Raw genomic sequence first — 22,185 nt, 5'->3', positions numbered from 1 at the left:
AACCTCACCCGTGTCCCACGCCGGACCGGCTGGAGCTCATGGGCGCTTGGAAAAGTGTTCATCATGGTCGATTTGTGACTATATATCTTGTCGGTCACAAGTTGTCAGTCGGCGATTGGGTGAGTAAGCTGTTCGAATGAATCAGCCATCAATATCTTCATCTTCACCCAACGCCCGTGGCCCGGCCGATCACGACATTCGAGACCAGATTGTTGCGGCGGCTAACGAACACTTCAGTCAGTACGGCTACGGCAAAACCACGGTTTCCGACCTGGCTAAGGCTATTGGGTTTTCAAAGGCCTACATCTACAAATTTTTTGATTCCAAGCAGGCGATCGGTGAAGCCATCTGCGCAAATTGCCTGGCAGAAATCGTCGCTGCCGTGGAGCAGGCTATCAATGAAGAAGACCTGTCGCCGACTGAGCGCTTTCGACGTTTGGTCAAAACTGTGATCGCCACAGGTGTGAATCTGTTCTTTAACGACCGAAAACTCTATGACATTGCAGCGTTCGCGGCGTCGGAAAACTGGCCCAGTACGCAGGCTTATGACGCACAGATCAAACGCTTCGTGTTGCAAATCGTGCGAGAGGGGCGAGAGATTGGCGAATTTGAACGCAAGACTCCCCTGGACGAAACAGTAGAAGCGATACATCTGGCTTTGCGGCCTTTCGTCAATCCTTTACTCCTGCAGTACAACCTCGATTATGTCGAGGAGGCGCCCACGCTCACCTCCAACCTCATTTTGCGTAGCCTCATGCCTTGACCTTCGGCTAACGGTTTTACGTCATGCCTGTGTAAGCGACACATCACCAAAACGGATTTTCACTTTGCCCTTCTTCCAGTCGTCGAAGGGCATTTCATTTATTCGCATTGTGACCGTTGACTGAATTGGTCACATGAATAAATATGGTGAGCCATTGCTTCTACTGCTTCATCTCAGTGATCCCCATAGAGTTCAAACAATGAAAAAAATAGTGCTCAAGAGCCCACTTGGCCTCGCTGTCGTGCTCGCATCTTCAAATGTGTTTGCAAGCGGTTTCGCTCTCAATGAACAAAGCGTCAGTGGGATGGGGGCCGGGTTTGCCGGGCGCTCCTCATCCGCTGAAGATGCGAGCACGGTCTTCGGTAATCCCGCGGGCATGTCTCGCTTGAAAAGAGAGCAGGTCAGCGTGGGGGCTGCGACTCTTTTCGCTAAGTCCGACATAAGCCAGACCCGCAGTACATTCGGAGGCCAGGAAGACGGCGACATGGTGCCAACCACCACAGTGCCTATGGGTTACTACGTCAAGCCCATCGATGAGCATTGGGCGTTCGGTGTAGGTTTTTATGTACCTTTCGGTCTGATGACTGACTATGGCAGCGGTTTTGCCGGGCGTTACTACGCCAACAAAAGTGAGGTCACGACGCTTACGTTCCAGCCCACCATCAGCTATGCCTTTAACGACAAAGTTTCGATCGGGTTCGGTCCGACTATCAACCGCATCACCGGTGAGCTGTCCGGGATGGTGCCCAATCCACTGAGCCCAGGTCGCAATGACGGAAAACTCAAAAGCACGGGCGACGACATGGCCCTCGGTTTCAACGCCGGTATCCTGGTGCAGGCTACAGACCGAACCCGCCTGGGAATGACCTACCATTCCAAGGTCAGTTACCACTTGGACGCCAAGACCAAGGTCACTGACGGCATCTTTAGCGTGTTGGGGGTCAGCGGCCGGAGTTATGACGCTTCGCTGGATGTGGATACCCCAGAGTCTGTGGACTTCTCGGCGACTCATCAGCTCAATAATGACTGGACTCTATATTTGGGGAGTACCTGGACTCGTTGGAGTCGCTTCAAAGAGTTAACCATCGAGAACACGGGTTTACCCCCTGTGTTGAGCGGCGCGCTGGGCACCATTACCGAAGAACAGAATTGGCACGATACGTGGGCTCACGCTATAGGTGCGGCGTATCAACTGAACAACCAATGGGTACTTCGCGCAGGTCTTTCGGTTGATCAGTCGCCCACCAACAATACCAACCGAGGACCACGTATTCCCACGGGCGACCGGAAGGTTATCAGCTTCGGTGCTGGCTGGACTCCGGCGGACAATGTCACGATCGATGTTGCTTATTCCTACCTGTGGGAGGAGAGCGTGCAGGTCAACGAAACCTCGCCGACCAGAGGTGCATACAGTGCCAAATATAAGAACAGTGCGAGCGGGCTCGGTACGTCTGTGAGTTACCGCTTCTAATTGAGTGCTGTTACACGATAAATGTCCGGTCGGGAGCACGCGTTGCCTCCCGACCTTTAAGAACACATCTCGGGCCTTTCCCTTGAGGTAAAAGGCCTCTTTTTCGCCCCCTCAGACTCCCATCACCTGTGCCATCAGGCTCTGATGAAACCGACGTGGCGTGGCCCAAGTCAAGACAGTGATGACCTTGTTGCCAAAACCTGGCACGACACTCATACGTCCGGCTTGCAGGGCGCGGATTCCAGCTCGTACGACGGGTTCGGGCTGCATCATCACCCTTTTCAAGGCCGGCGTGATCTTTTGCTTGGCGCTTTCTGCAAATCCGGTATCCGACATTCCTGGGCAAAGTGCGGTAACGACGACGCCGTCATTTTTCAGTTCGCGATGAAGCGCATCAGAGAAGCGAAGAACATAGGCTTTCGCGGCAGAGTAAACGGCGAAACTCTTCACTCCCTGGAAGGACAGCAAGCTTGCGACCATCAGGATGTGCCCACGTTTGCGGGCTCGCATGTCGGCCGCGAAAAGGCGTGTCAGGGCTGTCAGGCTGGCGATATCCAAATCAATCATGGTCAGGGACTCATCCAGAGGTTGATCCAGGAAAGGCCCCTGCAATCCATGACCCGCATTGTTGATGAGCACATCGATCACTATATTGCGTTCGCTGAGTCGCTCATGCAGTTCGATGATCGCCGGGATCGAGGACAGGTCTACTTGTTCGACGATCACATCAACGCCGAAGCGTTCGCGCAACTGCGCCGATAGCGCTTCGAGCTTACTCAGCCTTCTTGCTACCAGAACGAGCGATTTTCCTTGCGCTGCATATTGCCGGGCAAACTCCTCGCCAAATCCGCTTGATGCTCCGGTGATGAGCACCCAGGAATTCTCGTTCGATTTCATTTCGCTTTACTCCGGTTGGTTTCTATTGAGCAATTGGCTGCTGACCGCGTCAGTCGGTGAGCGAACCCGCTCTCGGATTGGGTGGTAGCTGAAAGAGGAGGGGGAGGTGCGTGCATCAAGTGCTACGTCACCTGGTTAAATCATCGTGTCGCAACAGGCTGGGCTTCAGGAGGTTGCCAGCCACCACCTAGCGACTTGAATGCCGCAACCGCCGCTCGTGCCGATTCCGTTCGCGCTTGCGCCCGAGCATCGGAAGCCTGCAGCATCGTCTCGTCGGCGTGCAGGACGTCGATCAGGCTGGCCGTGCCTTTCTCATAGGCAATGAACGACGATTGGCGAGCCTGTGTCAGAGACGCCTCACCCCCGGTGAGGGTGGTTGCTTGAGCTTCCCGATTCACCAGGGAGGAGAACGCGTTCTCGACATCCTCGGTGGCGCGCAGCACGGACTGACGGTAAGCGGCCAGGGTTTCGGCTTCCTGTCCCTTGGCTTGGTCGATTTGGGCGTTTATGCGACCGAAGTCGAAGAGTCTCCAGCGCAGTCCCAATACGCCCGCCGACTGGCTGGCGCCGCTGGTGAAAAGATTACCTGCGGATACAGCCGTAGCACTACCCAGCAATGCGCTGAGGGAGAATTTCGGGTAGCACTCAGCAATCGCCTCCCCGATGCGCGCGTTTGAGGCCGCAAGACGGCGCTCAGCCACAATGAGGTCTGGCCTGCGGCGCAGCAAATCGGCCGGCGTTCCCATCGCCTTTAATTGCGGCGCTACAGGAATGCTCCCCGCACTTGCCAGTTGTGTGCGGTGAGTGCCTGGCGGCGTGCCGAGCATGACATCCAGCGCATTCATGGCAGCATCCAGACCGGTCTGCAGGACCGGCACTGTCGCCTGGACCTGCGATAGCGCCCCCTCGGCCTGGCGAACCTGATAGTTGGCGGCGAGCCCCTTGCTGTAGAGCAATTGGACTTTCTCTAGTAGCTCCTGCTGTGTTTTGACTTGTCGGTTCGCAATGTCCAGCCGGGTCTGCAGTCCGCGGATAGTGATGTAGATATCGGCGGTCTGTGCAGCGACGGCCAATCGTGTGGCAGCGACGCCCGCCTGGGAAGCCTGGTACTCGGCCAGAGCAGCCTCGCGTCCGCGGCGCAATCCGCCAAAGACATCTACCTCCCAGCTGGCATCGAGGTTGGCCTCGTAGGAACTTCCGTACCGATCATAGCCAGGTGTTGAGTTCAACACCTGGCCGAGCGGAGTCTCGATTGACTGGTAGGAGCGCGCGGCCTGTCCGCTGATGTTCCCCGAGGGCAGTAAAGCGGCATTTGCGGCGCCCAGTCCTGCCCGTGCCTGCGTGACTCGCGCCGACGCCTGCGCCAGATCCAGGTTCTGCTCAAGTGCCTTGGAGACGAAGTCGGCTAACAGCGGATCACCAAAGCCTTCCCACCAGGCGACAAGACTGGCCGGCGTCGCCCCAGGCCTCTGTTCGACAGAAGACTGCCCCAAGTAATGGTCCGAAAGTGGGGCGTCCGGACGGTGATAGTCCGGACCGACCGCGCAACCTGTCATCAAACTGGCACTCACCAAGAGAGCAATGGGGCGGAGGGGAGGCATTTAGGTACCTTCAATCGAGGATGTTTGTGACCATATTACGTTGTGGTCACATTCTGTCAATCGACGCTCTTTGAGCTGTGTTCGGAATTGGCTGAATAAGTGCGGCGGACCTGGTGCTTAGGTCGAGGGGCTTGGCAATTCACAGAATGTGACCATTGACAGTATTGGTCACTGGACTGAGAATATGACGCCTGTCCTATTTGTATAAGTAAGGGAACCTATGCGCCGGCTTCGACCTGTCCCCATTGCCGCTTGCTTGTTGCCTCTCGTCCTGACGGCGTGTGGCGACTCATCCACCGTTGAAGATCCACGTACGCATGCTCCTCTGGTGAGGTCCTCTGCGGTTCAGGGTTCGTCCGACGTCTCACGTTCTTTCACTGGCGTCGTGGCTGCCCGCGTCCAGGGCGATCTGGGTTTTCGGGTATCAGGCAAGGTGCTTGAGCGTCTGGTTGACACCGGTCAGACCGTTAAGCGTGGTCAGCCACTCATGCGTCTCGACCCAATCGACCTGGGGTTGCAGGCGCGAGCACAGCAAGAGTCGGTCATCGCCGCTCGGGCCCGAGCCAAGCAGACAGCAGATGACGAGGCGCGATACCGCAGTCTGGTTGCCGCAGGCGCTATTTCTGCATCGGCCTACGACCAGATCAAAGCCGCAGCGGATACCGCAAAGGCGCAGCTTGGCGCCGCTGAAGCGCAGGCCGACGTGGCCCGTAATGCTTCTGGTTATGCGGTGCTGTTTGCGGATTCCGACGGCGTTGTGGTGGAGACGCTCGCCGAGCCCGGGCAAGTCGTCAGCCCGGGGCAGCCCGTGGTTCGACTGGCGCGGGCGGGGCAGCGCGAAGCCATCGTGCATCTGCCCGAGACGCTACGCCCCGCAGCAGGATCCACCGCGCAGGCGACGCTTTATGGCAATACCACGGGTGCTGTTACAGCGAAGCTGAGGCTGCTTTCTGACTCGGCCGACCGTATGACGCGCACCTTCGAGGCGCGGTATGTGCTTGAGGGCGCACTGGCCAATGCACCGCTAGGTTCGACCGTCACACTTCGGATCGCTGAAAGCACCACGCAAGGGCAGGGGCTGCAAGTACCGATCGCTGCCGTTTATGACCCAGGCCAAGGCACTGGCGTGTGGGTCATCGCCGGTACACCGGCGAAAGTGACTTGGCGATCTGTTCAGGTCCTGGGCTTGAGCGACGACGCAGCGCGAGTCGCAGGCGATCTCAAGGTCGGCGAAAAGATTGTAGCGTTAGGCGCGCATCTGCTGCGCGATGGTGAGGAGGTGAGACTGGCTCAGCCGGGTGACGTCAAGGTTGCCGGGAGTCATCCATGAGCGAGGGGCGCTTCAATCTTTCCGCGATCGCCGTTCGTGAGCGCTCCATCACGGTGTTTCTGATCTTCCTGATCGCCGTTGCGGGTATTCTGTCGTTCTTCCAACTGGGGCGTGCGGAGGATCCTCCGTTTACGGTCAAGCAGTTGACGGTCATTACCGCGTGGCCGGGCGCTACGGCGCAGGAGATGCAGGATCAGGTAGCAGAGCCACTTGAAAAACGCCTGCAAGAACTGAAATGGTACGACCGCACGGAAACCTACACCCGTCCTGGCCTCGCTTTCACGATGGTGTCACTGCTCGATAGCACGCCGCCCTCGCAAGTGCAGGAGGAGTTCTATCAAGCGCGTAAAAAGCTCGACGACGAAGCCACCAAGCTACCGGCGGGTGTGATCGGGCCATTGGTCAACGACGAGTATTCGGACGTGACGTTTGCGCTGTTCGCGTTGAAAGCCAAAGGCGAGCCGCAGCGACTGTTGGTGCGTGATGCTGAGTCGTTGCGCCAACAACTGTTGCATGTCCCGGGCGTGAAGAAGGTCAACATCATCGGTGAGCAAGCCGAGCGCATTTTTGTGTCCTTCTCCCATGACCGACTGGCCACCTTGGGCGTTTCTCCCCAGGACATCTTCGCCGCGCTGAATAGCCAGAACGTGCTCACACCCGCCGGTTCCATCGAAACCAACGGGCCGCAGGTTTTCCTGCGGGTGGATGGCGCTTTCGATAAATTGGAGAAAATTCGTGACACGCCTCTGGCGATTCAGGGGCGCACGTTGAAGCTCTCGGACGTGGCGACGGTTGAACGAGGCTACGAAGACCCTGCCACCTTCCTGGTGCGCAATAACGGCGAAGAGGCCTTGTTGCTGGGGGTCATAATGCGCGAGGGCTGGAATGGCCTGGACCTGGGCAAGGCGCTGGACGCCGAGACGACGAAGATAAATGAAGGCATGCCGCTGGGCATGACGCTGACCAAGGTCACTGATCAAGCCGTGAACATTGACTCGGCCGTTGGCGAGTTCATGGTCAAATTTTTTGTCGCGCTGCTTGTGGTGATGCTTGTTTGCTTTCTCAGCATGGGCTGGCGGGTAGGCATCGTGGTCGCCGCGGCGGTACCGTTGACGCTGGCGATAGTGTTTGTAGTGATGGCGGCCACCGGAAAGAACTTTGACCGTATTACCCTCGGCTCGTTGATTCTGGCGCTTGGACTGCTGGTGGACGACGCCATCATTGCTATCGAAATGATGGTGGTGAAAATGGAAGAGGGCTACGACCGCATCAAAGCTTCCGCGTACGCCTGGAGTCATACGGCCGCGCCGATGCTTGCCGGTACGCTAGTGACGGCTATCGGCTTTTTGCCGAACGGCTTCGCGCAATCGACAGCCGGCGAGTACACCAGCAACATGTTCTGGATCGTGGGCATTGCTTTGATCGCTTCCTGGGTGGTTGCGGTCGCTTTTACTCCGTACCTGGGGGTGAAGTTGTTGCCAAACATCAAGAAGGTAGAGGGTGGGCATGCGGCTATCTACAACACTCCCCGTTACAACCGCTTCCGCGGAGTTCTGACACGGGTCATCGCCCGCAAATGGCTGGTGGCTGGCACGGTTATCACGCTGTTTTTCGTGGCAGTTTTAGGCATGAGCCTGGTGAAGAAGCAGTTCTTCCCGACCTCGGACCGTCCCGAGGTGATGGTCGAGGTGCAAATGCCCTACGGAACCTCCATCGAGCAGACCAGTGCCACTGCCGCAAAGGTCGAGGCCTGGCTGCAACAGCAGGAAGAGGCAAAAATCGTCACGGCTTATATTGGGCAGGGCGCGCCGCGTTTCTTCCTGGCGATGGCGCCAGAACTGCCCGATCCATCGTTCGCCAAGATCGTGGTGCTGACGGACAGTCAGGAGGCACGTGAAACCCTCAAGTTCCGTCTTCGCGAAGCGGTCGCTGCAGGCCTCGCCCCAGAGGCCCGAGTCAGGGCATCTCAAATTGTATTTGGTCCGTATTCGCCATTCCCGGTTGCCTATCGGGTGATGGGGCCTGATCCGTCAAAGTTGCGCGAGATTGCGGGCCAGGTACAGGACGTGTTGCAGTCGAGCCCGATGATGAGAACCGTCAACACCGATTGGGGACCGCTGACGCCGACGCTGCATTTCGCTCTGGATCAGGATCGCTTGGAGGCGGTGGGGTTGACGTCAAACTCAGTTGCGCAGCAACTGCAGTTCCTGCTGGCCGGAGTACCGATCACCGCAGTTCGTGAGGACATTCGCTCGGTGCAGGTGGTGGGTCGCGCAGCGGGGGATATCAGGCTCGATCCCGCCAAGATAGAAGGTTTTACGCTGGTAGGCACGGCGGGTCAGCGGATTCCGCTGTCTCAGGTGGGAGAGGTCGATGTTCGTATGGAGGATCCGATCCTCCGACGTCGTGACCGCACGCCGACCATTACCGTGCGCGGCGACATTGCCGAAGGCTTGCAGCCACCGGACGTCTCGAGCGTGATCATGAAGGAGCTGCAGCCGGTCATAGACAAGCTGCCTGGCGGGTACCGGATTGAGCAGGCGGGTGCAATCGAGGAGTCAGGCAAGGCTGGTAAGGCGATTTTACCGTTGCTGCCAATCATGATAGCCGTGACATTGCTCATCATCATTGTGCAGGTCCGTTCAATCTCGGCGTTGATCATGGTGTTCCTCACCTCGCCGTTAGGGTTGATTGGTGTGGTACCGACACTGCTTATCTTCCAGCAGCCGTTTGGTATCAATGCTCTGGTCGGTTTAATCGCGTTGTCGGGCATCTTGATGCGCAATACGCTGATTCTGATTGGGCAAATCCATCACAACGCGCAAGAAGGGCTGGACCCGTTTCACGCAGTAGTCGAAGCCACGGTACAACGTGCCCGCCCGGTACTGCTGACAGCGCTTGCGGCAATCCTGGCATTCATTCCGCTGACACACTCCGTCTTCTGGGGGACGCTGGCCTACACGCTGATCGGAGGCACGTTCGTCGGAACCATCATGACGCTGGTGTTCCTGCCAGCGATGTACTCCATCTGGTTCAAGATCCGTCCTGACAATACGGATCAACCTGAATCAGCGAAAAGGCAAGCAAACCTGGAGGATCGGACGCCACCCCGTCCTCTCGCCACTCACCTCACCACAAAGCTTTAGCCGTACGCCATAGCTTGCTGTTTTTATTGGGTGTCGACTGAAAAATGAAGAGGGTTCAATGATTAATCTCGAAAGTCAGAAGCGAATCGTAGTCACGGGCGCCGGAATTGTCGGACCTCTGGGATGCGGAGTAGAAGAAGTCTGGAAGAGATTGCTGGCCGGACGTTCTGGCATCCGTAACCTGCCCGACGATATTACTGAGGGTACGGGCGTTGCAGTAGGCGGCCAGGTGCCGTCTTTAGAAGATGATGCCATCGCGGGTTACGACCCGGAGCGCATTATCTCGGCCAAGGATCGCAAGAAGATGGATCGCTTCATCGAGTTTGCGCTTGTGGCCGCGCACGAAGCTCTGGAGCAGGCCGGCTGGCATCCGACGGATGTCGCGGACCAGGAGCGTACCGCTACGATCATTGCATCGGGCGTAGGTGGTTTTGGCGCGATTGCCGACGCTGTACGTACCACCGACGCGCGTGGCCCTCGCAGGTTGTCGCCGTTCACTGCACCGTCATTTCTCGCCAATATGGCGGCCGGGCACGTTTCCATTCGGCATGGTTTCAAAGGGCCGCTCGGGGCGCCCATAACGGCCTGTGCTGCAGGGGTGCAGGCTATCGGCGATGCGGCCAGGCTCATCAGAAGTGGCGAGGCGGACATCGCCATATGCGGCGGTACCGAAGCAGCGATAGACCGTGTGACTCTGGGGTGTTTTGCTGCGGCCCGCGCGCTATCCACTGGTTTTGCCCAGCGTCCGCAGGAGGCATCACGTCCCTTTGATCGCGATCGTGACGGCTTCGTTATGTCTGAGGGGGCCGGGTTGCTTGTAATCGAGTCGCTGGAGCATGCCCTCTCACGTGGAGCCAAACCCTTGGCGGAACTGGTCGGCTATGGCACCAGCGCCGATGCCTATCACCTGACGGCAGGTCCGGAAGATGGCAGCGGCGCACGGCGCGCCATGGAGCAAGCACTGCGCCAGGCCGCTGTCAGTCCTGCGGACGTGCAGCATATCAACGCGCACGCGACCTCCACTCCGGTTGGCGACAAAGGGGAACTGGCGGCAATTCGCTCGGTGTTCGGGAGTGACTCGGGCGTGGCGATCACTTCGACCAAGTCCGCCACCGGGCATCTTCTGGGAGCAGCCGGTGGCATTGAAGCCATCTTCACGGTACTGGCGCTTCGTGACCAGGTCGTGCCTCCCACGTTGAATCTGGTTCATCCCGATGAGGCGGCCGTCGGGCTCGATCTGGTCGGCCTAAAGTCCCGGAAGACGTTGATAAGGCACGCGCTCTCAAATGGGTTCGGGTTTGGTGGGGTTAACGCCAGCGTCCTGTTCCGCCGCTGGGAGCCTGAATTTTGAGTGTGGCGCCAACAGTCGGTTGTGAATTAAGAGGTGAGTGAGAGGGAAGGGAGATTCGATGGTGCGAGACGCTTCCCGGCGTTGCACCAGCAGTTGCGCGCGCATACATAGCCCCTGGCACTCCTGGCATCCGGTGAGATAACGACAGTTCGAGCACGATTGGATCGATACCTAAATGTTCATGGGCAATCGTCCGGTATGTAGCACGAAAGCCGTGGGCTGTTATGTCGTACTCCGGCCAGATACGCTGAAAGGACTTGAGCATCGACGTCGGGTTGATGGGGCGACCCGGATAGACCGGCGAGATTTGCCCTCAGTTATGCCCCCATACGCTCCGGAATCCAGTGGAACTGGACGGACGGCCCTAGACTGAAAAAAACCTATAACTTTATGTTTGTAAAAGGTTTTTTTGAGCCTGGCGGGGGTTTGTTACAGACTATCAGGGTCCCCAAAGAACATCTGAATCCGAGACCTTAGCCAGCGCTCGCCCGGATCGTTGTCCTGCGAGCCGCGCCAGGCCATGTGCAACTCGAAGGTTCGCATCGGCAGCGGCGGGTCTTCGGCGCGTACGCCACCGGCGGCAGTCAGTGCATCGGCGGTGTAATCCGGCACGGTGGCGAGAATATCGGTGCCGGCCAACAGCGTGCCCAATCCATTGAACTGCGGAACCGCGAGCACCACATGACGCTTGCGCCCGAGTTTCTCCAGTTCTTCATCGATGAAGCCGCTGAGGTCGCCAGCGAAGGACACCAGGGCATGGGGGCGAGCGCAGAAGTCGTCCAGGCTCAAGGCGCCGGGGACCGAGTCGGCGCGCAGCAGTTTCGGCATGCTGCGTCGTAGGACTTTGCGCTTGGCGTTGGCCGGCAAATCTGTGGTGTAGCTGACGCCAATCGAGATTTCGCCCGACGCCAACAAGCTCGGCATCAATAAATAGTTGACGCGTCGCACCACCAGCACGATGCCGGGCGCCTCCGCACGCAGGCGCTTCAACAGCATCGGCAGCAGGGCGAACTCGACATCATCCGAGAGGCCGATGCGAAACACCGCGGTGCTGGTGGCCGGGTCGAATTCAGCGGCGCGACTGACAGCGGTCGAAATCGAATCCAGCGCCGGAGAGAGCAGGGCGAAGATTTCCACCGCCCGGGCCGAAGGCTCCATGCTGCGGCCGGTACGCACAAACAGTGGGTCGTCGAACAGACTGCGCAGGCGCGATAACGCCGCACTGATGGCCGGCTGGCCGAGAAACAGCTTTTCCGCCGCGCGGGTCACGCTGCGTTCATGCATGAGGGTTTCGAACACGATCAACAGGTTCAGGTCGACACGACGCAGGTCATTACGATTCATCTGGAGTCCTGGCAGAGTCAGCAAACTTGACGAGAGCGGCCATATGAGAACAATGGCCGGCATGAATCTTACGGGGAAAGGCTGTTACTCTGCACCGAGTAATTCATTTTTCCCACAATGCTGGTTCGGTTTTCTACGTTGATGGACGTATTGCCGGGACTGCGGAATCAATGACAGGCATGTCGACTATTAATAGCCACTGATGGTCTTGGCCAGAAAGCCCAGATAGAGTTCAGGGCATTAGAGGTTACTTTGACGAGGTTTGCGATGTCCCGCACGATCCGTTTTCACAAGTTTGGTCCTGCCGAGGTGCTCAAATGCGAAGAGCATGCGGCAGCTCTGCCAGCGCCGGGCGAAGTGCAGGTGCGTGTCGAAGCGATCGGCATCAGTTGGTATGACATCCTCTGGCGCCAGAACCTGGCGTCTTCCCATGCCCGGTTGCCATCGGGCCTTGGCCATGAAATGGCCGGCGTGGTCACCGCCGTCGGCGAAGGTGTCGATGATCTGGCCGTGGGTGACAAGGTCGCCAGCTTCCCGGCAGAAAGTCCCAATGACTATCCCGTCTACGGCGAGCAGATCGTGCTGCCGCGTTCGGCGCTGACGCGTTATCCGGATGTGCTCAGCCCGATCGAAGCCGCTGTGCATTACACGCCGCTGTTGGTTGCCTACTTTGCCTACGCCGAACTGGCACGGGTCAAGCCTGGCCAGTTTGCACTGGTCACCGATGCGAGCCATTGTGCCGGCCCGTCCTTTGTGCAACTGGGCAAGGCCTTGGGTGTACGGGTCATTGCCGCGACCAAAACGACCAGCGAGCGCGAATACCTGTTATCCCTGGGTGCCGAGAAGGTGATCGTCACTGAAGAGCAGGATCTGCTCATGCAGATCAACAAACTCACCGACAACCGCGGTGTCGACGTGGTATTCGACGGCCTCGGTGGTCCGCAGATGTCGATGCTCGGTGACGTGCTGGCGCCTCGTGGCAGCCTGGTGCTGTATGGCCTGCAAGGCGGCAACCAGACTCCGTTCCCGGCCTGTGCAGCGTTCCAGAAAAACATTCAGTTCTTCGTGCATTGCATCGGTAACTTCACCGGCAAACCGGAACTGGGGATCATTCAGGACCAGGTCGCACTGCAACGGGCCTTGCGCGATATCAACCAGTTGACGGCTGACCGTGTACTGCTGCCACTCAAGACCCGGGTCTTCCCGTTTAGCGAGTTTGTCCAGGCGCACCGTTACATGGATGAGTGTCCGTGTCACGAACGAGTGGCGCTTCAAGTAGAACCTGCATGACGCTTGCGCAAGAGTCCGTGTTGACGGACTCTTGCGTTTTTGTTGTACGGGCAAACCTCTCATCCCCCCTTTGTCATCTGCCGGTTCAGCAACTGAACTGGTTTTTGCTCCTGATCTGTATCTTCTAATCATCATATAAGCCCTGATAATTGAATGATTAATTTCATCTCAAGGAATGAGTCATGGCTGGGCATCTTTTTTTAATGGGTACTGCTTTGGGTGCTATGTATTCGGACCATTGCTCGCCTGCGCTTCGTGTTGAAGCGCGGCAAGTAAGTGGTTCGCTTGTTAGTTATGGAAGTATTGCCTTGCTCTGGTTTCCTTATTTCTCGTGCTCATTGTCTGTGGGACGTTGTCGGAAAAATCCTAGGCCGCCCACCCGGCCCGTCGGAGCGCTTGGCCTCGGGGGTTGTGGGCGATTGACTCGGTCGTGAATGTTATTTCTATAACAATCGTTTCAAATAGTTACCACAACCAAAGTGTTAGCATTTGAAAGCAGATACTCACGATAAACCGTAATCAGCCATCACCGATCGCAGGTCGTGCAAGCAAATGATTGTTTGTGCGATGCCGACTTTTTGAATATCAGGTAAATGACAATGAGCACAACTCATGATCAAGCGATGAACTATGTCTATCAGCAAGTTTTGCAGCGGTTGCTGAGTTTCTTTTCTCGCGCGGAACGTACTGCATTGCAGCTGTTGATCCAGCGTCTGGTGGTGGCTGCCGGGGGAATGGAGAGAATCGGTACTTATAAGGTGCTGATGATGCACTCGGGAACGCGCGACAGTTGCTACACATTGGCATTCCTGCGTGCCGCGCAGTTGAGTATCGCAGGCCGAGCGCCAGCGACCTTCCAGTTGCGTGTCGCCACGCTACGGCTGGGCGGGACGACGCCGATGATCATGGAGAATATTCATAGCAGCTACGGTGCCCTGTTTGTCTACGACGATCCTCGGGTCGAGGTGGTGATGGTCGATAACCGCGAGGTGTTGCCCTTCAGCCATCTGACGCCGATGTCCGAGGCCGGTCGCGATTTGAATCGCACCAACATGCTGATGCTCGGCCATCTGCGAGGGGCTCACGGGGTGTTTGAAGCGTGTGACGATGGCTATCTGGCGACAGGCGAGTTCTACTTGCAGATGGCCCGATGGGAGGGCGGTGTCGATACGCTGATCAGCGGTGAAACCGTGCGTCAGCAAAAGCAGTTTTTGACCGGCCTGATGCGCGAGGCACAAAAGGCCGGCCTGCCGACAATCACACATCCGGCCTTCAGTTATGAAGGATTGTTCTCAACGCTCGATCATTTGGGCGGCGACTGTTATCGCGAGCTTTATGCGGGCCATGAAACGGTCGAGTGGCGGCCACGCGAGAGCTTTGAGACGCGACGCGGCGCAGACTACATCGATATCCAGGACCTGGTGACCGGCAACATGGAGGAGCGCTGGCCATTACTGACCGATTTTCTCGGGCTGCAACCGGATGAAATTGACGTTCACCTGCGCGAAAACGAATTCGCCAGCCCTTTGCTCTCGGCCCATTTGCGGGGCTTGCAGGCCTGCTTCGTGAACGGCCTGGCCTACGAAAACGGATTCAGCGAGTACATACAACGGGCGTTGTTGAAGATGCGTAAACGACGTCTGCCCGAGCGGCTTTGCGAGCAGGTGCTGGAGGTCTACGGCAATCCACGCGCGATGGCTGAGCTTCGGACCCTGGCGTCGGCCGAGGCTCAGCAAGCACTGGGTCTGAATGAAACACAGCAGCTGTGCCTGCTGTTCGCCCCCTTTGTCGATGCCGGTGCCGGGCTTGAGCACTTTTTGCGCCGCTGCCATCCCGGCATGTTGGTGGCGATGCCCGAACTGCACAAGGCGATGCAGGGCAATGCCGCTCCTGAGCAAGTCATGCAATGGATGATCGACGTCAGCGGTTTGTCGGTCAGCCTGATCTGCAAGCTCTACGGCATGCGCTCGGTGTCCGGGATCGGGCTCGAGGCGGGTGATTCGGTCTTGAGTGCCGAAGGCGCGGGAGAGTTTGAGGTGGATGACGCGCTGAGTGAACGGTCAGCGAGACGTTGAAGGAGTCTGGTTTGACCGATTCAAACACTACCTGCACAGCGATTGGCCAGCGTTCATGAAGGGGCAAAGGGAAACCGATTTTGCCTACCAGGCCGTGTACCGATACCTGACCAGCCTGATTAATGAAATGGCGACTGAAGCACCGATCAAGCTGCCTTCGCTAAGGCAACTGGCAGACCGGTTGAACGTGTCGATTTCAACTATCCAGTACGCCTATTCGCTGCTGGAGAAAGAAGGGCGAGTGTATTCGGTGGCAAAGTCCGGCTACTACGCGTTGCCGGTTTCCTTGAATACGTCGTTCAGCAGCGGCAACGACCTGCTTGAAACGGTCTATGTCAGCGCAAGGCGCCCGGGAATGCTGGTCCTGAGTATCGACGAGCCCGCGCTTTTGCAGTCGCTGGACAGTCCGCTGTTACTGCTGGAGCGGGAATTGGTGCGCCAATATCCGCGCCAGCCGCAGCTTCACTCGCAGCCGTGTGGCGAGCTGGAATTACGTACTGCGCTGGCGGCACGCTACACCACTTCACCGGCACGCTGCTGGCATGCCGATGATGTTTACATCGGTGCCGACTGGCGAGGTGTGCTGGAAATCCTGATCGCAGTGCTCGAACTCAAGGATGCGACCGTGCTGGTCGAATCGCCCTGCGACTGGGCCATTTTGCGCTTGTTCCAGACCGCTGGCGTGCAGGTGATCGAGTTGCCGATAGACAGCAACGGCTGCCTTGACCTTGAGTTACTCGAGCATTTGCTCCAGACCGAGGCGGTTCGCCTGGTGGTACTGTCGTCGGGCGTGAGCATGCCGCGCGGCAGCCTGATGCCGTCGGACAACCGGCAATCCACCGCCGAGCTGTTGGAACAACACGGCAGTTGGGTACTGGAAAACGACGTGTACGGTGAACTCGCTCATGAGCCGCATGAACGTCGTTTTCGCGATGTGCTCGATCCTGATCGACTGATCGTGTTTTCCACCTTCGAAAAGCTCATGGGGCCTGAGGCACCTTACGGGTATCTGCTTTCACGGCATTTGAGCGTGGAATTGCAGCGGCATTTTTTGCTGCGCGCGTTTCGCCTGTCGCCGATTCGTCAGAAAGCCATCGCACGCTTGTACAGCAGCGGCCGTATCGACCAGCACTTGCTGGTGCTGCGCCGGCTGTTGAAAGAGCGTAAAAGCCGAATGATCCAAATGCTGCAGGACCGTCTGAGCGACTCACTGGAGTTTGTCGAGCCAGCGGGCGGGGCGACCATCTGGGTGCGCTCGTTACGGCCGGTCGATGTGCGGCGGGTCTTCCAGCGCATGCTCAAGCAACAGGTGGTGATTGCCCCCGGCGAACTGTTCAGCCTGCATGGGTTGTATTCGCAGAACGTCAGGCTCAGCCACACATTCAGCGGGCAGCATGACCTGGAGGCTGCATTGACGATGCTGGCAGATGCGTTGAGGCTTGAACTCATTGATTGACCGGGCGTCAATATACCCAGCTGATATCTGGATAGATTTTGTCTGGATAGATATCGTCGCTCTCTGGTCAAACTGCCAGTAAACTGCGTCCCCATTCCTGAACCACTCTTTTTCAGAGGTTTTGCATGACACTCAGTCCTTTTGCGGGCAAACCGGCACCCGTAGAGTTGTTGGTCGACATCCCGCGACTGGTAACGGCCTATTACACCGGCCAGCCCGATGCCTCTGTTTCAACCCAGCGCGTTGCGTTTGGTACTTCAGGCCATCGTGGCAGCTCGTTCGAGCTGAGTTTCAACGAATGGCACGTTCTGGCCATCAGCCAGGCCATCTGCCTGTATCGCGAAGCGCAGGGCATCGACGGTCCGTTGTTTGTCGGCATCGACACTCACGCGCTATCGACTCCGGCCGGCGCCAGTGCGCTGGAAGTCCTCGCCGCCAATGGCGTGACCGTGATGATTGCCGAAGGCGACGAGTACACGCCGACGCCGGCTATTTCCCACGCAATTCTTTGCTACAACCACGGCCGTACGTCGGGGCTGGCGGACGGCATCGTCATCACGCCGTCCCACAACCCACCGCAAAGCGGCGGTTACAAGTACAACCCCACCAACGGTGGCCCGGCCGATACCCACATCACCAAGTGGATCGAGGCCAAGGCCAACGAGTTGCTGACCAACAAGCTTGCGGGTGTCAAACGCATCAGCTACGAGCAGGCACTCAAGGCCAGCACCACCCATCGTCACGACTACCTCAATACCTACGTCGCCGATCTGGTCAACGTGATCGACTTCGACGCCATCCGTGGCGCCAACCTGCGCCTGGGCGTGGATCCGCTGGGCGGAGCAGGGGTGCGCTACTGGTCGGCCATTGCCGAGCATTACCGCCTGAACCTTGAGGTGGTGAACACCCAGGTCGACCCAACGTTCCGCTTCATGTCCGTCGACTGGGACGGTCAGATTCGCATGGACCCATCGTCCAGCTATGCCATGCAAGGCCTGATCGGTCTGAAAGAGCGTTTCGACGTGGCGTTCGCCTGCGACCCGGACCACGACCGTCATGGCATCGTCACCCCGTCCGGTGGCTTGCTGGCGCCGAACAACTATCTGGCCGTGTCCATCGACTATCTGTTCCAGAACCGCCCGCAATGGCGCGCCGATGCGGCGGTGGGTAAAACCGTGGTCAGCAGTGGCTTGATCGACCGCGTTGTCAAGCGCCTGAACCGTCGTCTGTACGAAGTGCCGGTCGGTTTCAAATGGTTTGCCGATGGGCTGTTCGATGGCTCGCTGGGTTTTGGCGGCGAAGAAAGTGCCGGTGCCTCGTTCCTGCGTAAGGATGGTGGCGTCTGGAGCACCGACAAGGACGGCCTGATTCCTGCATTGCTGGCGGCTGAAATGACCGCTCGCACAGGGCGTGATCCAAGCCAGGCTTATCGCGCACTGACCGATGAGCTGGGTGAGCCGTTCTCGGTACGTGTCGATGCCAAGGCCAACCCTGAGCAAAAAGCCTTGCTCGGCAAGCTGTCGCCAGATCAGGTCAAATCGACACAACTGGCTGGCGAAGCGATCCAGAGCATTCTCAGCAAGGCGCCGGGTAACGACCAGGCGATCGGCGGGCTGAAAGTCATGACCGAAAATGGCTGGTTCGCGGCCCGTCCTTCGGGCACCGAGGACATCTACAAGATCTACGCCGAAAGCTTCATTGGCGACGATCACCTCAAGCAGTTGGTCAGCGAAGCCCAGACACTGGTGGACAGCGCGATCAGCACGAAATAATCGAAGGCCTGTGGCGAGGGGGCTCGCCCCCGTTGGGTTGCGAAGCGGCCCTGATCCTGATCATTGCTGTTCTTCAGACAGATCGCATACGCCATTTTGCGACTGCTTCGCAGCCGAACGGGGGCAAGCCCCCTCGCCACAATGGCTATGTAAAAAGGGGTGACCAAAACGGTCACCCCTTTTTTGCATCTGGCTTTCAGCGCATCAAGCCAGGTCCACCAACACGATTTCACTGTCCTCGATGGCGGTCACCCGCAGCACCTGCTCCTGCGCAACCGCTACACCGTCTCGAGCTTGTGCACGCAAGCCATTGACTTCAATGACTCCGGTGGCAGGCACCAGGTACGCCCGGCGACCGTTGTCCAGTCGATACTCGGCGGTTTCGCCAGTCTTCAGGTTCGCAGCCACCAACCTTGCATCAGCACGGATCCGCAGGCTTTGGTCGTCGCCGGCCTTGCCGCTGGCCAGGGTCACGAAACCTTCGCGCTGACCTTGGGGAAACGGTTTGGCACCCCAGGACGGCGCCAGCCCGGTTTCATTCGGGATGATCCAGATCTGGAAAATCTTCGTTGCCGTCGACTCCAGGTTGTACTCGCTGTGAGCAATCCCGGTGCCGGCGCTCATGACCTGTACATCGCCAGCCTCGGTGCGGCCCTTGTTACCCAGGTTGTCTTCATGGCTGATCGCACCTTCGCGAACGTAGGTGATGATTTCCATGTCCCGATGCGGGTGTTTCGGGAATCCGGTGCCCGGCGCAATCACATCGTCGTTCCACACTCGCAGGTTGCCCCAGTTCATGCGTTTAGGGTCATGGTACTCGGCGAACGAAAAGTGATGATGGGCATCCAACCAGCCATGGTGGGCGCCGCCCAGGGAATTGAAGGGTCTGAGTTCAAGCATGATCGTCTCCTGAAAAGGTTCGTCATGGGGCGGAACGCTTGAGCCGCAAAACGAGAACCGGTGGTTGATGGCAAGCATCATCTATCAGTTAACAATCGATAAAAAGCGTAAAAACTGCCTCAATCCAATCAGTTTATTAGATGTTAATTAAAGACTATATTCTACGTTTCAGCATTCACTTCATCGCTTAAACCAATGATGGATAAGCATTTGACTAGAACTCGCCGGCAAATGAAGACACCATAGCCTGCAACAGCCTCACACCCTGGAGTCAGCGTGCCGCGTCACAATTCCGATCTTCCTTCCGAGCTTTTGCCCCTGGCCGAGATGCCGTTGCTCAAACGCCTGGCCGCGCGTTTTTTTGGCCACGGCCTCAATCGTCTGCGCGCGCAGCACCGGGCGTCCTGGCTGCATGGCCAGGCCGACGGCTTTCGCAGCGGTCATAGCGCGGGCGTCGACTACGGCTACAAGGAAGGCAAGCTGGACGGAATAGAGGAAGGCCGTCAGGTATTGCTGATCCGCGACAGCCGATCCACCGAGCATCCGGCGCCGCGCATTGATGAAAACCTGTTCGACGACTGGCGGCTGCCCCTGAGTGCCGACATCAAGAAACGCATGAAGGCCGATGTCGCCCGCTTGTTGCCGGAGTCGGCGCAGCCGAGCGCCGCCCAGTGGAAGATGATCTTCAGCGACACCCCCTCGACCTCGGTGATTGCCGGGGCGGGCGCCGGGAAGTCGACGACCCTGGCGCTGCGCATTTTGCTGCTGACCCATTACCTGGGGTTTGAACTCGATTCGTTGACCGTGGTGACCTTCACCCGGGAATCTCGCAAGGACTTCATCAACAAGCTGATCGGGCTGTTTGCAGTGTGGGGCCGAGCGCTCTCCCAGAAAGACGCCCGCGATCTGGTGCGAACCTTCCACTCACGCATTCTGCCGATGGTCCGTAGCCTGCCGGGATTCGAGCGGCTGCAGGCTTTCGAAAACCTTAATGGCCGTTCGCTTTTCGATGACGCAGAGGTCGACAGCAACCCGTTCGATCTGCGGATCAACGACACCCAGCGCCAACAACTCAATGCCTGCTTTCACCGGCTGTTTATTCAAAACGAGCGCTTTCGCGAACTGATCACGCCGCTGTCCCGTCACGCCTTGCAGCTCAAGGAACTGGAGCGCGATCACCCGGATGTGCAAAAGCGCATGGCGGTGACCGAGCTGGCGGCCAAGCGCGATGAAGAACTCTGCGATGTCGTCGAAGATCTATGGATCCGCGCAGGCGCCTGGCCGATCAAGGGCATTGAGCCAAGCCGCCAGGTATTCGAGATCAACGGTTCGACCTTCCATTGCCACGGTTACATTCCAACGCTCGACGCCTGGGTGGTTCTAGGCTTCGACCCTCGTGAAAACCCGCAAGTCAGCCGTCCCAACGCCAAACTGACGGTTCGCGCCGAATGGGCAGTCAAGCGCACCCTGTTTCAAGCTTTCTGTCGTAAGCCTTTGATTTGGCTGGATAGCTACGAATCTTCAAAGCGCGTATTAGCCACACTGGCAGGGGATGCCAGCGCCGGACCGGGGTTCGATTACAAGGTCAAGGGCGAACTGGGTTCCGCGCCGCTGCTCGACTGTTTTGTCGCGGCGGCCAGCTTTATCGAAAACCTGGGGCTGGATGTTCCAGCTGCCGTGGGCCAGATGAGTTTCGCCAAGGACGATCCTGACCGTTTGTTCTTTGAAGCGCTCAGCCTGTACTGGCGAGCCCTGGAGGATCACCTGCTGGATCAGTCGCCGCCGGTGATGACCTACAACCGGATGTTCGCCTTGTTCAGTGAACATTCGCCAGAAAACCTCAAACTGCTGAGCGATGAGTTGCTGCGACCGATGTCGCATTTGATGATCGATGAATTTCAGGACGTTTCCCCGCAAATCGTCTCCTGGATTCGCGCAACCCTGAAGGAAATCCGCAGCCGTGGTCCGGCCATGCACATCGGGCGCGGGGCGCAACGTTCGTCGCTGCTGTGCGTCGGCGACGACTGGCAGTCGATCTATGGCTGGCGCGGCAGTTCGCCGAAGTACTTCATGGAATTCAACAAGGAATTTCCGTCGCCTGGTACCACGCGGGTAATGCTCGCCGAAAACTACCGCAGCCATCAGCACATCATCGACGCTGCCGAGCATATCGTGCGCGCCGCACCGGCGATTCCCGGCAAAAAAGCCAAGGCCAGTGGTGAACCGGGGGAACTGTTGCCGGTCAACGTCCATGATCGGGATGATTCGGCCATGGCCAAGCGTCTGATGGAACACTACCGAAACGGTGATTCAATCTTGATGCTGTATCGAAAAAGTAGCGATAAGTCATTGATTGAGGAGCATATTTCTCCTGTAGTTAATGCTGATTCTAGCTTGCCGTTCGAGGCTCGACGGCTCAAGCAGTTGACCTATCACAGTGCCAAGGGGCTTCAGGCCGATGCGGTATTCCTGCTCGGCGACTGCCAGCACCTGACCAGTTCACCGTACAAGAATCAGGTCTATCGCATGGCCGGGCTGGGCAAGGACGGCGATGCGGAGCCTTATGACAGCGCGCAGAAAGACGAGATTCTGCGGTTGGCTTACGTTGGCATCACCCGGGCAGTGACGCACTGCTATTGGTACGTCGATGGCCAGGACAATCAATCGGTCAATATGCCCAAGGCATCTGACAGGATCGCGCAGGGCAAGCCTTTCTTCGCCGATCAGCGAGTTGGCAAACAGTCGGTCTGAACAGGGTGGTGCAGAAATCTGGAATACCTTCGCACATG

Annotated in this window: 14 protein-coding genes and 1 pseudogene; 10 read left to right on the top strand and 5 right to left on the bottom strand. The window is 57.9% G+C overall.

Annotated elements, in window-relative coordinates; translation table 11 throughout:
* Positions 1-136 precede the first annotated feature (136 nt).
* Both KRR23_RS18935 and KRR23_RS18930 read left to right on the top strand, forming a co-directional pair.
* Complete coding sequence (locus tag KRR23_RS18935) at positions 137-763, top strand: TetR/AcrR family transcriptional regulator (RefSeq protein WP_216743747.1); 627 nt, start codon at positions 137-139, stop codon at positions 761-763.
* A gap of 199 nt (positions 764-962) precedes the next feature.
* Complete coding sequence (locus KRR23_RS18930) at positions 963-2,234, top strand: OmpP1/FadL family transporter (RefSeq protein ID WP_216743844.1); 1,272 nt, start codon at positions 963-965, stop codon at positions 2,232-2,234.
* Positions 2,235-2,345: 111 nt separating this feature from the next.
* Here the strand turns inward: KRR23_RS18930 and KRR23_RS18925 are convergent, their stop codons facing one another.
* Both KRR23_RS18925 and KRR23_RS18920 read right to left on the bottom strand, forming a co-directional pair.
* Positions 2,346-3,131, bottom strand: a complete 786-nt coding sequence (locus tag KRR23_RS18925; RefSeq protein ID WP_216743746.1) for an SDR family oxidoreductase — start codon at positions 3,129-3,131, stop codon at positions 2,346-2,348.
* Between the two features lie 140 nt (positions 3,132-3,271).
* Positions 3,272-4,732 (bottom strand): efflux transporter outer membrane subunit, encoded by a 1,461-nt coding sequence (locus KRR23_RS18920; RefSeq protein ID WP_216743745.1) that lies wholly within the window; start codon positions 4,730-4,732, stop codon positions 3,272-3,274.
* A 220-nt stretch (positions 4,733-4,952) separates the two neighbouring features.
* On the opposite strand from KRR23_RS18920, the gene KRR23_RS18915 reads away from it, so the two are divergent.
* From KRR23_RS18915 to fabF, 3 genes are read left to right on the top strand one after another with little or no spacing between them, the layout of a single operon-like run.
* A complete protein-coding gene (locus tag KRR23_RS18915) occupies positions 4,953-6,062 on the top strand; it encodes an efflux RND transporter periplasmic adaptor subunit (RefSeq protein WP_216743744.1) in 1,110 nt (369 codons plus the stop codon).
* Positions 6,059-9,208: an efflux RND transporter permease subunit gene (locus KRR23_RS18910; protein ID WP_216743743.1), complete on the top strand. Its 3,150-nt coding sequence runs from the start codon at positions 6,059-6,061 to the stop codon at positions 9,206-9,208. Before KRR23_RS18915 ends, KRR23_RS18910 begins: the two co-directional genes overlap by 4 nt.
* A 58-nt stretch (positions 9,209-9,266) precedes the next feature.
* A complete protein-coding gene (gene fabF, locus KRR23_RS18905; protein WP_216743742.1) occupies positions 9,267-10,559 on the top strand; it encodes a beta-ketoacyl-ACP synthase II in 1,293 nt (430 codons plus the stop codon).
* Between the two features lie 63 nt (positions 10,560-10,622).
* Here the strand turns inward: fabF and KRR23_RS29160 are convergent.
* Positions 10,623-10,866: pseudogene (locus KRR23_RS29160) on the bottom strand (integrase); the annotation flags it as partial.
* Positions 10,867-10,988: 122 nt separating this feature from the next.
* A complete protein-coding gene (locus KRR23_RS18900) occupies positions 10,989-11,903 on the bottom strand; it encodes a LysR family transcriptional regulator (RefSeq protein ID WP_253912177.1) in 915 nt (304 codons plus the stop codon).
* A gap of 267 nt (positions 11,904-12,170) precedes the next feature.
* Here KRR23_RS18900 and KRR23_RS18895 point away from each other — a divergent pair, with 267 nt between their 5' ends.
* The 4 genes from KRR23_RS18895 to pgm all read left to right on the top strand — a co-directional run bounded on the left by KRR23_RS18895 (position 12,171) and on the right by pgm (position 18,496).
* On the top strand, positions 12,171-13,193 hold the full coding sequence (locus tag KRR23_RS18895; RefSeq protein WP_216743741.1) for a zinc-dependent alcohol dehydrogenase family protein: 1,023 nt from the start codon (positions 12,171-12,173) through the stop codon (positions 13,191-13,193).
* A gap of 599 nt (positions 13,194-13,792) precedes the next feature.
* On the top strand, positions 13,793-15,268 hold the full coding sequence (locus KRR23_RS18890; protein ID WP_216743740.1) for a hypothetical protein: 1,476 nt from the start codon (positions 13,793-13,795) through the stop codon (positions 15,266-15,268).
* A gap of 55 nt (positions 15,269-15,323) precedes the next feature.
* Positions 15,324-16,724, top strand: a complete 1,401-nt coding sequence (locus KRR23_RS18885; RefSeq protein WP_216743843.1) for a PLP-dependent aminotransferase family protein — start codon at positions 15,324-15,326, stop codon at positions 16,722-16,724.
* 125 nt (positions 16,725-16,849) lie between these two features.
* Complete coding sequence (gene pgm, locus KRR23_RS18880) at positions 16,850-18,496, top strand: phosphoglucomutase (alpha-D-glucose-1,6-bisphosphate-dependent) (protein WP_216743739.1); 1,647 nt, start codon at positions 16,850-16,852, stop codon at positions 18,494-18,496.
* Positions 18,497-18,700: 204 nt separating this feature from the next.
* Here the strand turns inward: pgm and KRR23_RS18875 are convergent, their stop codons facing one another.
* Positions 18,701-19,396 carry a pirin family protein gene (locus KRR23_RS18875; protein ID WP_216743738.1) on the bottom strand — a complete coding sequence of 232 codons (696 nt, stop codon included), beginning with the start codon at positions 19,394-19,396 and terminating at the stop codon, positions 18,701-18,703.
* 276 nt (positions 19,397-19,672) lie between these two features.
* Here KRR23_RS18875 and KRR23_RS18870 point away from each other — a divergent pair, with 276 nt between their 5' ends.
* Positions 19,673-22,147 (top strand): UvrD-helicase domain-containing protein, encoded by a 2,475-nt coding sequence (locus KRR23_RS18870; RefSeq protein WP_216743737.1) that lies wholly within the window; start codon positions 19,673-19,675, stop codon positions 22,145-22,147.
* Positions 22,148-22,185 lie beyond the last annotated feature (38 nt).

It is taken from the genome of Pseudomonas sp. CVAP#3 (genome assembly GCF_018986375.1).
Lineage (GTDB): Bacteria > Pseudomonadota > Gammaproteobacteria > Pseudomonadales > Pseudomonadaceae > Aquipseudomonas > Aquipseudomonas helvetica.
This window is presented reverse-complemented; position numbering and strand designations above follow the sequence as displayed.

Bases quoted from the DNA above. Each gene is read 5' to 3' on its own strand.
- KRR23_RS18935 (WP_216743747.1), top strand. From the start codon at position 137: ATGAATCAGCCATCAATATCTTCATCTTCACCCAACGCCCGTGGCCCG.
- KRR23_RS18930 (WP_216743844.1), top strand. From the start codon at position 963: ATGAAAAAAATAGTGCTCAAGAGCCCACTTGGCCTCGCTGTCGTGCTC.
- pgm (WP_216743739.1), top strand. From the start codon at position 16,850: ATGACACTCAGTCCTTTTGCGGGCAAACCGGCACCCGTAGAGTTGTTG.
- KRR23_RS18895 (WP_216743741.1), top strand. From the start codon at position 12,171: ATGTCCCGCACGATCCGTTTTCACAAGTTTGGTCCTGCCGAGGTGCTC.
- KRR23_RS18900 (WP_253912177.1), bottom strand. From the start codon at position 11,903: ATGAATCGTAATGACCTGCGTCGTGTCGACCTGAACCTGTTGATCGTG.
- KRR23_RS18915 (WP_216743744.1), top strand. From the start codon at position 4,953: ATGCGCCGGCTTCGACCTGTCCCCATTGCCGCTTGCTTGTTGCCTCTC.
- KRR23_RS18890 (WP_216743740.1), top strand. From the start codon at position 13,793: ATGAGCACAACTCATGATCAAGCGATGAACTATGTCTATCAGCAAGTT.
- KRR23_RS18910 (WP_216743743.1), top strand. From the start codon at position 6,059: ATGAGCGAGGGGCGCTTCAATCTTTCCGCGATCGCCGTTCGTGAGCGC.
- KRR23_RS18885 (WP_216743843.1), top strand. From the start codon at position 15,324: ATGAAGGGGCAAAGGGAAACCGATTTTGCCTACCAGGCCGTGTACCGA.
- KRR23_RS18925 (WP_216743746.1), bottom strand. From the start codon at position 3,131: ATGAAATCGAACGAGAATTCCTGGGTGCTCATCACCGGAGCATCAAGC.
- KRR23_RS18920 (WP_216743745.1), bottom strand. From the start codon at position 4,732: ATGCCTCCCCTCCGCCCCATTGCTCTCTTGGTGAGTGCCAGTTTGATG.
- KRR23_RS18875 (WP_216743738.1), bottom strand. From the start codon at position 19,396: ATGCTTGAACTCAGACCCTTCAATTCCCTGGGCGGCGCCCACCATGGC.
- fabF (WP_216743742.1), top strand. From the start codon at position 9,267: ATGATTAATCTCGAAAGTCAGAAGCGAATCGTAGTCACGGGCGCCGGA.